Genomic DNA, 13,886 nt, shown 5'->3' on the forward strand with positions numbered 1-13,886 from the left:
CAACGGCATCTCGACATTTTCAAGTCGATGAATTTCCGCTTTGATCTTGTTGTATCCCTCCCGTGTCATCGGCACTGAGTCATGCATGGTGGGAAATCCTCGTGAGAATGGTTTTTAAGAATCGTGTTCGACAAATCGATGAAATGAATTCGACGGCAGAAGCAAAATTGCTAGCAGCCAGTGGAATCCGCAACGGCCAAAATAAAACCTTCCCCATGCCGCCTCGGCTGAGAAAGGTTCTTGTCGTTAGCAATCGGCCATTTTCGCCTGTGGCGAAGCTCTTGTAAAGATGCAAGCAGCGAAGCGGAACGCTGCAGAGCGAGAAATTCTGCTGCACAGAGATTCAACTGCAGCGAATCGGTTGCCGTGTTTGACTTTGGGGGATCTGACTTTGGGAATCTGTCCTGCCACCCTCAATCGTTGGGCGGATCGCGATACTCGACCGGCGTCCCTTCGGGATCGCCTTCGTAGGGCAGACCAATTTCTTCGCCAAGCCAACGCCCCAAATCGATTAGCTGGCACCGCTCGCAGCAAAACGGCGGCGTCGGCGTTTCGTCCACCAAAAACCGCTTGCTGCAAGTCGGACAGGTCAACTTCATCACAGGTTCGTTGATTGAATTCGTTTTCTTATTCATGCGTTCTAAATGGAATAAACCGTAACGTTCGTTGCTGCAACTTTCGTTGCGATCGACTTTCACAGTGCCGACTTTCACAGTGCCGATTTTCGCAGTGCCGACTTACAAAGTGCGGCCGAGTCGCAATACCAGGCACACCATCATTCTCCATCGTAACGACACCGCTTGCGGCGGCTACCACCCCAACGCAATCAACATGTCGCGAATTTGTTCGTGAACATCGCTGGTGGCTCGCACGACCAACACCCGACGCATCGCGTAATACTGAATCGTCCCCGCGCCGCCTTGTGAATCCCAAAACTGGGGAGCCACCACTCGCTCGATCAATTCCACCAATTGCCATCCGTTATCCTGCGCCGTTCCGCCTGCGTGCCCACCGACCTCCGCCGCTTCGCTTCTCTGCGACACCGCCACCTCTGCATCCCGCCAATCACTCAACCGCGTTCGCTTTCCGGACTTGAAATCACGGTCACTCTCGCGGAGCATCGTATCCACTTCAGCGGACAGAGTCTGCGGACGCGGGATCCTCGCTCGCCGTAAACGATGTTCGATATGGTGTGCCGACTTGATCAACCGACGACGCACTTTGGCGGCGTCCCCGCGAAGCATGTCGCTGCTCGAATAGCGGGGGTCGCTCCGCATCAACACGTAAAAATCACAAAGCGCCGTTAACGCCAATTCATTTTGTCGCGGTCCATCCGCAGTCGCTTGCGTTCGCAGCAGCGTCGTTGCGGTTTGGCTCAGCGTGCTGAGCGACGCGGGTGAATTCGTTGACGTCGCCGTGGTACGGGGTGGCGATTGGCAATACGCATCGCCCGCCGCGACGACCGCTAAGATCGGCAAAAGAAATCTAAGTTGCCGAATGAGGGGACTCCACTGCGGGAAAGAACGCCACCCCGAGAAAGAAACGACCCATCGGCGCGGAGCCGAAGCTACAATGGGATTCGAACTCCCCCCCAAACTCGATTCGCGGACACTCAATAGGATCACCATGCGAATTCCCTGTTGCTCCGAAACCTGTTCCTCCGAAACCTGTTGCTCGCCAACGCGTTACGGCCAGTCCGCGGCAAGCAAAGCTAGATCGAATCGGGTATCGCCCTTTGGCTTGCGATACGCCGGGATGGCGTGTCTGGCCTTACTTGTTTTAACCGATATGCCGCCGCTTCTCGCCGCCGACGAGGCAAAATATAGTCCCGAAGTGGTGCAAAAGGCTGAGAAAATCCTCGAAGCGGAAGGGCTCCGCCAAAGCGGAAAAACGATCCAGCCCACCCAATCCACTGAAATTTCGCGTGCCTTGACCAGTTTGACACGTCAGCAACGTGAATTGAAATTGATCCAGCAGTCGTGGAAGGCAGCCCAGGCGAAAGTTGACTTGAATCGCAATCAATTACAGCAAATGAACGCTCAGGTGGGCGAGTTGAATCTGCAGTTGGCCCGCGTTGCGGGAGTCAATGTCCAAGCCAACAACCGGCTGGTTGGATTGATAGAAGCAGCTCGTGCTCAGATTCGAACCGCGATGACCAACCGCACTACGCTACAAGAACAACTCGCAGCCGAACGAGCCAAATTGACGGCGGCGGAAACCGAATATGCTGAAACGGTGCTCGCAATCCGATCCGACTACGAAAAACTGCACGATGCGATATCGGAATCACTGCAAAAAAAAGAGACACAAATCGCCTTGCGAGTGATGGCCATCAACTTCGAGACGCCCCGCGAGTTGTCAGCGGCAATGATCTTGAAATCGATCGACAAACGACTCGAACGGGTCGAGCAAGAGATTTTTCGCGAATCGATCACGTTGATTCCCGGCCCAGGTGGATCGCTGGGGGTGACCGTCGTGGTGGGCTCGAAGCCGACGCACATGATCGTCGACAGCGGGGCGTCGCTGGTGACGTTGCCCGCCAAAACTGCCGTAGAACTCGGAATCGAGGTTCCCGTAGAGGCTCGCCAAGTCACGCTGGTGATGGCGGATGGGCGGACGATTCCGGCCCGCGCCGTCGTGTTGCCTCGCGTTCGAATCGGCGAATTCGAGGCGGAAAACGTCGAAGCGGCGATCCTTGATTCGATCGCCACCGATGCAGAACCGCTGCTGGGAATGAGCTTTCTGCAGCATTTTAAATTCGAGATCAATGCGAGCGAGAAAACGATCACGCTGCTGCGTGTCGCTGCGGACTAGCGGGGTGGCCCGATAAACCTTTTCGCGCCCCCGCTTCGCGCTCGCAAGATTGGTGTCGATAATCCCGGAACTTCAATTTTGTTCCTCGATATTGCCGGCTCACTTTTGCATGCTGGCGCGGAGTCTGCTGTTCGATGCAACGTACATTGGTACTGTTAAAACCTGATTGTGTTCAACGCCGTTTGATGGGCGAAGTGATCGCTCGATTCGAAGCCAAGGGGCTTCACGTCGTGGGCATGAAAATGCTTCGCGTGACTCCTGAATTGTCGCAGCAACACTACGCTGAACACGTCGAAAAGCCGTTTTACAGCGGATTAGAAGAATTTATCACCGCAGCCCCGGTCGTGGCCCTTGCCATCGACGGATTGGATGTGATCCAAGTGGTCCGCGATATGTTGGGTGCCACCAACGGACTAAAAGCTGCGGCAGGCACGATTCGTGGTGATTTCAGCAGCAGCCGGCAAATGAACCTGGTTCATGCCAGCGACTCCGAAGAATCGGCCAAGCGAGAGCTGAAGCTCTACTTCCGCGATGAAGAGTTGTGCGACTATGACTCGGTCATGACCGCGTTCATGCGAGCCACTGACGAGTAATCTCGCAGCGGTTTTGCGTGTCGTCACCAACACGGCATGCAGCAAATTCAACGCGAGCGGAATATGCTCGCGATGGCCCCGATACAAAAACGTTTGTGTCGACTGTTATCGCTGATTGAGTTTTTCTTCGGCGCGAGCCGCTTTCAATGCGGCTGCTTCACGCGGCAGTTTGAATTCCGGACCTGCGGGGAAGTACTGGACATCGTCCTGCAGGTAGTAAGGACTCGGTAGCGTTTGACCATTCAGAGCGACTTGGCATCCCGTGGTCGAGATGACACAGGCCCCCGAGAGTACGGTGGCTACAGCCAAACGAGTCAGGCGTTGTTGCTTCGACGTGCGGCTCATTGATGTGCCTTCGTGATTTCCGGCGAGTTGTCAGGTGCGTTTCATGACGAATCGACTGCTGCAATCCACATCGCAGCAAGTCTCGTCACATCCGGTATCGTCCAGACAACCGTTACATCTTTACTTTGGACCACCACAAACAGCTATTTTTTCTCAGCCGCCTTTGCTTTCATTTCTTCGAGTTGACGTTCCAGCCGCTCAATTTCGGCTTCTAACTCCTTGCCCCGCTTGCTGGTGACATCGCCGGACGGAGCAGCGGAAACCTTTCCTGCAGGCAGTTCGAGCATCTCGTTAGATGGCGAATCCGCTTTGGATTTGGTCTCCGACCGGGGACGCGTCAACGGATCGGTATCAAATGCTCGCTCGACCGGAGCCACCTTGGGCGTCGCTAGCTCTTCGAATGCGGCTTGATCGATCGCCTCTTCATCACCAAATGCCAATGGATCGGCATCCATCGCGCCACCCGCTTTCGCCACCGGGGCGGGTGGGGTCAAAGATTTTGCAGTGGATGCCGACGGAGTTTTGCCGCCGGACGTGTCGCTTGTCTGCTTTTTCTGCCCCGCCAAAAAGTTCCCCAGGGCGGCTCCGACCCCTTCGAGCATCGAAGCCGCATTGCCGCCATCGTCACCAGGATTGCCAGTCCCCTCAGCCGGTTTGCCCCCGTCCGATTTGGCAACCGTATCGCCGCCCAGCGTGCTGGCGGGATCCAAGGAAAGCGTCAGCAGACGTTCGTCGCGAATCAGTTGCAATTTCAGTGGTTTGTCCGCGTCCCACTGCTGCAGACGAGATTCAAAACGCTGGGCGGTAAACACAAACTCGCCATCCACCGAGACAATCCGGTCCGAAATTTGAAAACCCAATCGCTCACCGACCGATTCGGATTGAATTTCCGTAACCACAGCGCCTCGCACCACTTGAGCATCTTCGACTGCGATCCCCAAACGCTTCAACATTGAATCGGATGCTAGCGAAGACGGTGCACCCGAAGACGGAGTGACTGTGGGGACCGATTCGGTCGGTTCGTCGGGAACGAGCACCGATTTCGCAGGCCCTGTGGGCTTCGACGCGACTTTGGATTGGCGGCTATCCGGTTGCACGGTGGCTGGTTTTGCGGAAGCCACGGGATTGTCGCGGACCGATTTTTCCACCAACGGGATCGTCAGCTGGCCGATTTGTCGACCGCGAATCACTCGTGCCACCACCGATTCGCCCGCACGACGTTGGCTCAATACCGCAACGACCGATTCGATCGTCGGTGTCTCTTGCCCATCAATCGCGACGATCATATCTCCCTCGCGAAGTCCCGCGTCATCCGCACGCGAATGCGCAGAAATGCGAGTCACGCGTAATCCCTGCATCGCCACGTTCATCTGTTCGACGTCCACTCCAAGCGAGCCGCCGCTGGGTGTCGCTGCGGGGCGAGTGGTGAGCGAAGGCGTCGCCGTACGGGGGCGAACGATTGGCTGGACCGGACGCAGCGGCGTTTGAGCCCTCGGTTGAGGCTGCACCGCTGGGTTCGGCTGCACCGCTGGGTTGGGCTGCCCCGCTGGATTGGGAAGCGGCTGAGGCTGCAACAGGGGCTCCAAACGAGCACGCAAACGTGGAAAGAGCTGAGCGTGGGCGTTGTTCTCACTCACAAAGGTGGCAAATCCAATCGCAACCGCAATGGCCAAGAAAGGTGCGTAGTGACGTTTGCTCTTCATCGTTTCTCTCAACTGACTGTCCCGTATTACCGTTAAAATCAAGCCCATATCATACGGAGCGGGTGACCAATCTGATAGGGTCAGGGGCTGATTGGGGTCTGCGAGCTTTCCGATGCCCCCCGTTGGTTGCTTTGGAATCAAGCTCGCACTGAACCCTGCATAAACCGGACCCAAAAGAGCTGACATGCCTACGATTTGCCCCCAACTTGCCCCCATTCACGATCTGCCTGCGATTTTGCCCAATTTATTGCAGGATCTTTCCATCGGTCGGGCCCAAATTGTGGTCGATCAGATCCGAGGTCTGCTGGACGATGGGAACCAGGACAGTGTCTTGATCGTGACCGCGATCGACCAAGATTCGTCCACGAATGAAGCGGCTAGCAAGCCGCTGGCCGCCGCAATCGCGATTCTGCCACTGCAGCATGGTGAATCGGCAACGGCATCCAACGATTCGGCGACGCTGCTGCACGCTGGCTGGACGGCCGAAGTCGCGGCATCAGAGCGGGCGGGGATCATCGAGATAATTAAAAAACATCTCGACGAGACACTTTCCCAACGAGGTGTCCATTTCGTTCAATGGGCCTGTGATGGATTTAGTCTGACCGAAGTGGCCGAGGCATGGTTCGAAGGACTCGGGTTCCGCTGGGTGGCCGACCTCGAATACATGACCAAGTCGCTCGAGCCGGCAGCGGAGAAGACATCCCGCCACGACATCAAGCCGCCACGATTGCGGTTTTCACCACTGGACTGGAATAACGAGTCCGCGCTGACGATGTTCACGGACCTCGTCGAGCAAACATACGTCGAGACGCTCGATTGCCCGGTATTGCTGGATTACCGTTCGGCGGAACAAACGATTGCGGGATACCAGAGCATCGCCTCCTTTGCTCCGGAATGCTGGTTCACCGTCTGGAAAACCACTCCTATGGAAAACAACGACAAGCCGATTGGGGTAGCAATCTTGGCCCGCCACAATGCGAAGCGAAATAACACGAACCCAAGTTCGGAAAGTGGTAACGACGCCGAGAGTTCAAATGAAGTCGTCGAGCTTGTCTACATGGGGCTGGTTCCGAGCGTCCGGGGTCAACGATTGGGGATCGATTTGATCCGCTCGGTCATCGCGACTGCCGAGGGGTTTAACGCCAGTCGATTGATCTTGGCAGTCGATCAGCAAAATGACTTTGCCAGCGATTTGTACCGAGCATTTGGGCTTCAACCGATGCTGGAGGAATCGGTGTGGGTGAAGTCACTGTAATTGAAAGCAAAATCTCACTGACAAGGCCACAAGGTCGCAAAAAACGCCAATTCTGCTAGCGGACCGCCCATAAGCCATTGATGCGAAAGCCGTTACGGCAGCGAGATAAAAATGAAGTTCCCGTGAGGTTTCCGTTATCGACATATTTTCCACAAACGTGCCCAGTCTAACGACCGCTGCGAACACGCTAGGGTGCCACAAAACGAGAGTGCCGTATCGTGGTCTTTTTTGGATTGTGCGGACGTCAGAGCATTGCGCTAAAGAAATCTTCTTATTGAAGGTGCAGAGGTATTTGACTTCGATGCTAGCAACCATAGAATCTGGCCTCACGCGAACGAGACAGTGTGCTTTGAAAAGCATGAGGCGGGTTCTAAGAAAGAGTCCTTTGATCGCGAGAAGTTATTTGTGAACGTTCGAGTTTGGGAAGGCACTGTTGCCGCCCAGCGGAGCTAGGTTGGCACGATTTCAAATCGCCAACGCTTTCGGCTGCACTCCCGACTCGGCCATCGAACGGCATTCTATTTTCGCGTCCTCATTTGGGCGATCCGGTTTGCGGATCCTTCCGAGTGGTGGCGTGTTGGTTGCACCGCGAAATATCCATGAAGGAGGATTGCGCTACCGGTATGTCTGCACCGCACGGCTGCATCGACGACAAGGTTGTTGTCGAAACATTCAAGGAAGCTTTGAAAGAGCGTATCGGTGCAGATCGATTCCGGATGTGGTTTACCCACGGAGTCGCCTTCGCGGTCCAAGCTACTGCCGCCAACCACGCGGTCGGTGGCGAGAACGCTGCCGAGAACTCGCAACATGCCGAGGCACGCGAGCAATCGCTTGCTCAACCTTCGTTTGGCTCGCCCGCGTTTGATTCGGCGGCGCTCCCATCGCGGCTCGACGCGGGACCACGCTTGGTCGTGTTAGTCAGTGGCCAATTTGCGTTGGATCGTTTGCGGCAAAACTTTTTGCAACAAATCCGTGCAGCGGCGGCCCAGGCATGTGGTTCGACATTGGCTGTCGCGATCGAACTTGGACGCCCCGAGCCCACGCAAGTAGAACTGCCACTGGAGTCCGACGATTCGGAGGACAGCGGATCATCAACGTGCGCTGCGGCGGTGACGCCACAAACGCTGGCTATCGTATCGACAGGCACTGCATCAACGGACGCAGCATCAACGGCTCAGCCCACTGCAGCGGCGACCGAGCGGGCGATGACGCCGGCCAGGGCACGCCGCACGCAGCCCCCCGCACGTCGCGCTCGTGACACTCACGGATCGCCTCAACGAAAACGGTCCAGTGCACAGCCATTGTCGTCGCTGATTGCAGCCGGATCCGTTCGTTCACCCAAACCCAAAAAATCGCGTCCGGTCGACGATGGCACCCAGCCGCCGCTTCCCATGTTTGAGCCGACCGGCACCGCCGCCCCCGATGCGACCGCCCCTCCAGCCGTGCATGCTGGTTCGTCAAACAGCAAACCAGCACTGCCTCGCGACGCGATGACGCTCAGCAGTTTTGTCGCGGGAACCTCGAACCAACTTGCCCACACCGCCGTGATGATGGCGTGCCAAAGTCCCGGCAGTGCAACCCCTTTGTTCTTGTACGGCCCTTCGGGGATTGGCAAGACTCACCTCGTCAATGCGATCGCTGACCAATTCCGTCGCCGACATCGCATGCGGACTGTCGTGCAATTGTCAGGCGAAAAATTCACCAACGACTTCTGCAAATCGGTCGGCACCACAGGGCTCCCCGCGTTCCGCAAACGTTACCGCGAAGTCGACGCATTGCTGATCGATGGCGTCCAGTTCCTGAGTGCGAAGAGTGCCACGCTTCGCGAAATGCTGTACACCGTCGAAGCCTTGATCGAAGCAGGGCGACCGATCGTGTTTACCGCCAACCAAGCTCCCTCGGAAATCGAAGGACTTTCGCGGGAATTGTCGGGACGCATGGCGAGCGGCTTGGTTTGCCCGATGCACTCGCTTGATTCAACGACCCGCGAAACGGTGCTGCGGCGTCTTATCCAGCAGCGATGTTCGATCGAGTGGCCGGACGAGATGATCACGGAAGTCAACGCTCAACTTGCTGGCGACGGACGCGTGCTCAGCGGGATGGTGAACCTAGTGGCCACACTGCAAAAAATGTTTGGCCGCATGGCGACCATGGACGAGATCCGCCAGTTCGGCGGCAACCTGCTGCGAGTCGGGCAAGCCTCGGTGACGCTCAGCACGATCGAGCGAACGGTTTGCGAAGCCTTTAAGGTACCGCTGGAAGATCTGCGTGGTTCATCCCAAGCCCGTGCGGTTTGCGAACCACGGATGTTGGCCATGTACTTGTCACGACAATTGACCTCATCCGCGTACGCCGAGATTGCCAACCATTTTGGTGGCCGCTCGCACAGCACGGCCATTGCAGCAGAAAAGAACGTGAAGAAGTGGCTCGAAAGCGGCAAGGCGATCGGCCGTGGCCCGACCTCGGTTTCCGCTCGCGAAGCGATCGACCGCATCGAAAACCAATTGCGGACCGCCTAGGCTGCACGGGGGGTGCGACTCCAGCGGGCGAAACTTCCCAAATGGGTTCAGGTTGCGTAATTCTCGATCGCCCTATCAAATAAGACTCTCTTAGCCTCTTCGTTTCCTAATCTCCACGGACCGGAACCTTGACCGCAGACGACTTTCAGTTCAAAGGCCGAAAAAAGAAGAAAGAAGCCAGCGCCAGCGAGATTTTGCAGCGGCAACCGCCCTTTGACCTTGAAGCGGAAATGGGCGTGATTGGTAGCATTCTGCTGCTGCCGATCGTGTGTGACGACATTGCGTCACTACGCGCCGAGGACTTTTTCGACGACGCGAACCGAAAGATTTACGAACATCTTCGCGAGATGCACGATCAAGGTCAAAAGATCGACATCACGCTGTTGGTCTCTCGTCTGCGGACAGCTAACGATTATGAGAACGTGGGTGGGGCGGCCTACCTTGCCAAGCTTTCCGGTGCGGTCCCCAATGCGGCGCACGCGGTTTATTACGCAGGGATTGTTTCGGAAAAGGCGGTCTACCGCCGTTTGATCGAAGCGAGCACCGAGATCCTCCGCGACTCGTACGAACAAAACAGCGAAGCACGCGAAATGTGTGCTCAAGCGGAACAAAAAATCTTTGCGATCATGGATGGCCGGTCAGGCAATTCCGTCCACAGCATCAGCGATATTTTGCATGCGGCGATGGACCGGATGGAAGCGCGAATGAGCGGCGAACACACCGACGGAGGTTGTGAAACCGGGTTCACTGAATTTGATAACATGACCGGCGGACTGCACAATGGCGAACTGATCATTCTCGCCGCACGTCCTTCGATGGGTAAAACCGCGCTGGCGATGAACATCGGAGAATACGTCGCCATCAACCAACGGCTTCCCGTGCTGTTCGTCTCGCTGGAAATGTCCGGGATCGAGCTTGCCGACCGTATGCTCTGTTCGCTGGCGCGAGTGAATGGTCACCGACTGCGTAACGGAACGATCTCGTCGGACGATCGCGAACGGCTCATTCAAAAAGCCAATGAAATCAGTGAAGCCCCGCTGTACGTCGACGATTCCCCCAGCCGAACGGTCAGCGAGATTGCGGCTGCGGCGCGGCGAATCAAGCGGCGTGAAGAGGCGCTTGGCTTGATCGTCATTGACTATTTGCAGCTGATTGAACCCGATAATTCGCGTGACCCCCGGCAAGAGCAGGTATCCAAGATCGCGCGTCGTTTGAAAGGAATGGCTCGTGAACTGAGCACCCCGCTGCTGTGCTTGTCTCAATTGAACCGGCAGGCCGAAGACAGCAAAGATCACCAACCCAAATTGAGTCACCTGCGGGAATCTGGGGCAATCGAGCAGGATGCCGACGTGGTCATGTTTGTGCACCGCGAAGAGTATTACCATCGCGGTGAAGACAAGGCTCAGTACGCCGGACAAGCAGAAATCATCATGGCGAAACAGCGTAACGGCCCCATTGGAAACGTCCCGCTGAGCTGGGAAGGCGACTTTACGCGGTTTAGCGACCGAGCGCCAGAACGCCACAACGAATTTGACGACTATGCCGAATTCAGCAGCCCCGGTGGCTTCTAAGACGATTGTCGCTCGGCAATCGCTCATGAATGAATCAAGATCTTCCTGACAGGCGGGAAGCCAGATTCACATCGTGAAACCGGTCGACTTCGACATGGAAGTCGACCGAGGATATCCCGCCAGCCTACATTTCGTCAGGCAGCGACTCTTCGTCCATCATCACGCCCCAACCGTCGCTGCGGCCGCCGTGCGGCTTGGACAGTTCGTCCAACTCGGCTTGAATCCGAATAATCTCGTCGTATTCAGGCACCATCGTGACGTTGACATAGACCGTCCACGAGGGACCGAATTCTTCGTCGTCCTCTTCGAGCTCTTCTTCATCATCCTCATCGGGCTCGCCCGAGTCATAGTAAACCTCGGTCTCGTACTGCTTGGCGAGGAGCGCCTTTTCAATCCGATGAGCCGATGCTTCGTCCGGTGCGTCGACCGCAAACTCAATCAGCAGCGGAGCCGACATGTCGACACCAAGCGATTGAAGGTTGGCCAGTACCGCACCATCGGCATCTTCGGGATAAGTCGTCATAAACGTATTTCTTAAAAGAGGTTGGGAAAGAGAGAAGCGTAGAGGGCACCACGGAAAACCAGGCGATCTCGGTTGCCGCAAGGACAATCAGGATCGCATTTAGGCATTGTTTTCCGTGGGCGTTTTGATGTGGGCCAAGGAGTGACCATTTTCGGAAAGGTAGGTATAGCTTCCTAGGGCACGCTCGTAGAACTGAAGCATTTCGCCAGCTTGGACGTTGTCAATTTTCCCGCTACTGACCGCCGCATCGATACTATCCAATAGACGCCGAATCAGTTCTCTGTCGTCATATTGGACATAGCCGAGCACCTCGCTGACGGTATCCCCTTTGACGATCGATTCAATCTTGACCGCATCGCCGTTTAAATCGACGTGCACGGCATGGGTATCGCCAAACAGATTATGCAGATCGCCCAGGATCTCTTGATAGGCGCCCACCATAAAGATACCGATCTGATAGGGCCGTTGCTTTTCAAATTCGTGTAGCAAGATCGTTCGCTGAGGCCCTTCACCACCGACGAACTTGTCAATTTTGCCATCGCTATCACAGGTGATATCGCCGATCACCGAGTGCCGTGTCGGCTGTTCGTCCAAACGATGGATCGGCATCACCGGGAACAACTGATCAATTGCCCAAGAGTCGGGAACGGATTGGAACAGCGAAAAGTTGGCGAAGTAAATATCCGAGAGCAACCGATTGAGATGCTTGACATCATCGGGCACGTGCTCGAGCTCGCTGGCGAATTCACGCACGCGGTGGCAGATCGCAAAATACAGATTCTCAGCGACCACGCGTTGTTCCAGCGGCAAGTATCCACCACTAAACAAGTTCATCGCCAGATCGAGTGACGTCTGTGCATCGTGGAAAGACTCGAGCATGTTGGTCGAAGTCAAATCACGATAGCTGATCCACAAATCGAGCACCGGTTGCTCGTAGTCATCCGGAACGTCCGTGGGCAAATCCTGCACGCTTCCCTGCTGGGTCACGCCCAAGGTATTGACCACCAACACGCTGTGATGTGCGGCAACGGCCCGACCGCTCTCGCTAATCAATTCAGGATGCGGAACCTCGGCTTCGTCACAAACCGTTTGCACCAAATAGACAACGTCTTTGGCATACTCTTGCATCGAGTAATTCATGCTCGATTCATTGTCGCTGTGTGATCCGTCATAATCGACGCCCAACCCGCCACCGACATCCAACATTTCGAGCCCCGCACCGCGACGATGCAGGTCAACGTAGATACGCGCTGCTTCGAGAATCGCAGCTTTAAGTTGGCGGATGTGGGTAATTTGGCTACCGACGTGGAAATGCAGCAATTTGAAGCAGTCCGCCATCCCCCGGTCTTCGAGCTTTTGTAATTGGCGAAGCATTTCGGCAACCGTCAGCCCAAATTTCGAGCGGTAGCCGCCACTGGCTTGCCAACGCCCCGAACCTCGAGTGGCAAGCTTCACTCGCATGCCGATCGTCGGACGCACCCCGAGCGCTTCGGAATGTTTTAGGATCAGATCGAGCTCACTGACTTTTTCGACCACCGGGATGACGGTACGACCGATTTGCTGCGCCCGCATCGCGAGGTGGATGAAGTCGTCGTCCTTGAACCCGTTGCAGATAATCGGCGTGTCCGAGTCGGTCATCGCGACCACCGCCAACATCTCGGGCTTGCTGCCCGCTTCGATTCCGAACCCAAACTCGCGTCCGTGTTTGGCAAACTGCTCCACCACGTCACGCTGTTGGTTCACCTTGATCGGAAACACACAGCGGTAGGAATTGTTGTATTGATGTTCTTCGATCGCGTCGGCAAAGCTCTCGCTCAGCCGTTTCAGACGATCTCGCAGAATTCCGTTGAAGCGAATCAGAATTGGCAGGTCCAATCCGCGCTGGGTCAGCCCGTCGACGAGTTCCTTCAGGTCGATCGCTTGCTCGGGATCTCGGCTGGGCGAAACCATCAACCGGCTGTCTTTTGTGACGTGAAAATACCCATCACCCCAACGGTCGACTTCGTACAACGATGCCGAATCGGCTCCGGACCATTTCTTGGGTGCTACAACACTCATTCAGCCAAATACCTCTTAAAGAGTTGTTGGACGATCGTGCCAGGATCAAAAATTGCCCGCAACGATGCCAAACCAGGATCGGATTTTTACACACACACCGCCAAAAGAAAACGCCCTGCTGCAAAGCAACAGGGCGTTTCATGTCTAAAATGGAGCGTGATCCAGCGCAGCTTACGCCTGGAACGAGCTACCGCAACCACAGCTCTTCACGGCATTGGGATTCTCGAAGGTGAAACCTTGCTTCTCGAGGCTCGAATACCAATCGACGGTCGTGCCATCGAGGTACAACGCGCTCTTCTTGTCGACAATCACCTCGACGCCGTGGCAATCATACTTGCTGTCTGCTTTTTCATCGAATTTGTCATCGAATCCAAGCGTGTAGTTGAAACCACTGCAACCACCGCCAGCAACGCCGATTCGCAGCGAAGTGGACTCATCAAAGTTATTCTCTTGGCGAAACCGCTTCACTTCTTCAGCGGCTCGTTCGGTTAATTTTACTGCCATC

The 13,886-nt window shown here is 55.8% G+C and carries 13 protein-coding genes and 1 pseudogene; 6 read left to right on the forward strand and 8 right to left on the reverse strand.

The features are described 5' to 3' along the window. Window positions 1–87, reverse strand: a pseudogene (locus ABX962_RS15245) (transcription elongation factor GreA); the annotation flags it as partial. A gap of 326 nt (window positions 88–413) precedes the next feature. Next, complete coding sequence (locus ABX962_RS15250; RefSeq protein WP_372720860.1) at window positions 414–635, reverse strand: DNA gyrase inhibitor YacG; 222 nt, start codon at window positions 633–635, stop codon at window positions 414–416. A gap of 51 nt (window positions 636–686) precedes the next feature. On the opposite strand from ABX962_RS15250, the gene ABX962_RS15255 reads away from it, so the two are divergent. Further along, window positions 687–791 (forward strand): hypothetical protein, encoded by a 105-nt coding sequence (locus tag ABX962_RS15255; RefSeq protein ID WP_372720862.1) that lies wholly within the window; start codon window positions 687–689, stop codon window positions 789–791. A gap of 18 nt (window positions 792–809) precedes the next feature. On the opposite strand, the gene ABX962_RS15260 is transcribed toward ABX962_RS15255, so the two are convergent. Continuing rightward, on the reverse strand, window positions 810–1,478 hold the full coding sequence (locus ABX962_RS15260; protein WP_372720845.1) for a hypothetical protein: 669 nt from the start codon (window positions 1,476–1,478) through the stop codon (window positions 810–812). 277 nt (window positions 1,479–1,755) lie between these two features. Here ABX962_RS15260 and ABX962_RS15265 point away from each other — a divergent pair, with 277 nt between their 5' ends. Both ABX962_RS15265 and ndk read left to right on the forward strand, forming a co-directional pair. Beyond that, window positions 1,756–2,814: a TIGR02281 family clan AA aspartic protease gene (locus ABX962_RS15265; RefSeq protein ID WP_372720847.1), complete on the forward strand. Its 1,059-nt coding sequence runs from the start codon at window positions 1,756–1,758 to the stop codon at window positions 2,812–2,814. A gap of 134 nt (window positions 2,815–2,948) precedes the next feature. Continuing rightward, entirely contained in the window at window positions 2,949–3,407 is a 459-nt protein-coding gene (gene ndk / locus ABX962_RS15270; protein ID WP_339941446.1) for a nucleoside-diphosphate kinase, read from the forward strand. A gap of 105 nt (window positions 3,408–3,512) precedes the next feature. On the opposite strand, the gene ABX962_RS15275 is transcribed toward ndk, so the two are convergent. Then, on the reverse strand, window positions 3,513–3,752 hold the full coding sequence (locus ABX962_RS15275; protein WP_008692795.1) for a hypothetical protein: 240 nt from the start codon (window positions 3,750–3,752) through the stop codon (window positions 3,513–3,515). Window positions 3,753–3,895: 143 nt separating this feature from the next. After that, the gene (locus tag ABX962_RS15280) at window positions 3,896–5,455 is read right to left on the reverse strand and encodes a PDZ domain-containing protein (protein WP_372720849.1); all 1,560 of its coding nucleotides are present in this window, start codon (window positions 5,453–5,455) and stop codon (window positions 3,896–3,898) included. A gap of 184 nt (window positions 5,456–5,639) precedes the next feature. Between ABX962_RS15280 and ABX962_RS15285 the strand changes: the two genes are divergently transcribed. The 3 genes from ABX962_RS15285 to dnaB all read left to right on the forward strand — a co-directional run bounded on the left by ABX962_RS15285 (window position 5,640) and on the right by dnaB (window position 10,800). Next, entirely contained in the window at window positions 5,640–6,710 is a 1,071-nt protein-coding gene (locus ABX962_RS15285) for a GNAT family N-acetyltransferase (protein WP_372720851.1), read from the forward strand. Between the two features lie 599 nt (window positions 6,711–7,309). After that, window positions 7,310–9,229: a DnaA ATPase domain-containing protein gene (locus ABX962_RS15290; protein WP_372720853.1), complete on the forward strand. Its 1,920-nt coding sequence runs from the start codon at window positions 7,310–7,312 to the stop codon at window positions 9,227–9,229. Between the two features lie 128 nt (window positions 9,230–9,357). After that, a complete protein-coding gene (gene dnaB, locus ABX962_RS15295) occupies window positions 9,358–10,800 on the forward strand; it encodes a replicative DNA helicase (protein WP_339941428.1) in 1,443 nt (480 codons plus the stop codon). A 124-nt stretch (window positions 10,801–10,924) separates the two neighbouring features. Here dnaB and ABX962_RS15300 read toward each other — a convergent pair whose 3' ends face one another. The 3 genes from ABX962_RS15300 to ABX962_RS15310 form a co-directional block, all read right to left on the reverse strand. Further along, window positions 10,925–11,323, reverse strand: coding sequence for a ribonuclease E inhibitor RraB (locus ABX962_RS15300; protein WP_372720856.1), 399 nt, complete (start codon window positions 11,321–11,323; stop codon window positions 10,925–10,927). A 99-nt stretch (window positions 11,324–11,422) separates the two neighbouring features. Continuing rightward, a complete protein-coding gene (gene speA / locus ABX962_RS15305; protein WP_372720858.1) occupies window positions 11,423–13,381 on the reverse strand; it encodes a biosynthetic arginine decarboxylase in 1,959 nt (652 codons plus the stop codon). Between the two features lie 171 nt (window positions 13,382–13,552). Continuing rightward, window positions 13,553–13,886: iron-sulfur cluster assembly accessory protein (locus ABX962_RS15310; RefSeq protein WP_339941422.1), on the reverse strand; the 334-nt coding region annotated here is incomplete at its 5' end.

The sequence above is a fragment of the Novipirellula sp. genome (assembly GCF_041583735.1).
Taxonomy (GTDB): domain Bacteria; phylum Planctomycetota; class Planctomycetia; order Pirellulales; family Pirellulaceae; genus Novipirellula.

Bases quoted from the DNA above. Each gene is read 5' to 3' on its own strand.
- ABX962_RS15285 (WP_372720851.1), top strand. From the start codon at position 5,640: ATGCCTACGATTTGCCCCCAACTTGCCCCCATTCACGATCTGCCTGCG.
- ndk (WP_339941446.1), top strand. From the start codon at position 2,949: ATGCAACGTACATTGGTACTGTTAAAACCTGATTGTGTTCAACGCCGT.
- speA (WP_372720858.1), bottom strand. From the start codon at position 13,381: ATGAGTGTTGTAGCACCCAAGAAATGGTCCGGAGCCGATTCGGCATCG.
- ABX962_RS15290 (WP_372720853.1), top strand. From the start codon at position 7,310: ATGAAGGAGGATTGCGCTACCGGTATGTCTGCACCGCACGGCTGCATC.
- ABX962_RS15300 (WP_372720856.1), bottom strand. From the start codon at position 11,323: ATGACGACTTATCCCGAAGATGCCGATGGTGCGGTACTGGCCAACCTT.
- ABX962_RS15265 (WP_372720847.1), top strand. From the start codon at position 1,756: ATGGCGTGTCTGGCCTTACTTGTTTTAACCGATATGCCGCCGCTTCTC.
- ABX962_RS15250 (WP_372720860.1), bottom strand. From the start codon at position 635: ATGAATAAGAAAACGAATTCAATCAACGAACCTGTGATGAAGTTGACC.
- ABX962_RS15280 (WP_372720849.1), bottom strand. From the start codon at position 5,455: ATGAAGAGCAAACGTCACTACGCACCTTTCTTGGCCATTGCGGTTGCG.
- ABX962_RS15275 (WP_008692795.1), bottom strand. From the start codon at position 3,752: ATGAGCCGCACGTCGAAGCAACAACGCCTGACTCGTTTGGCTGTAGCC.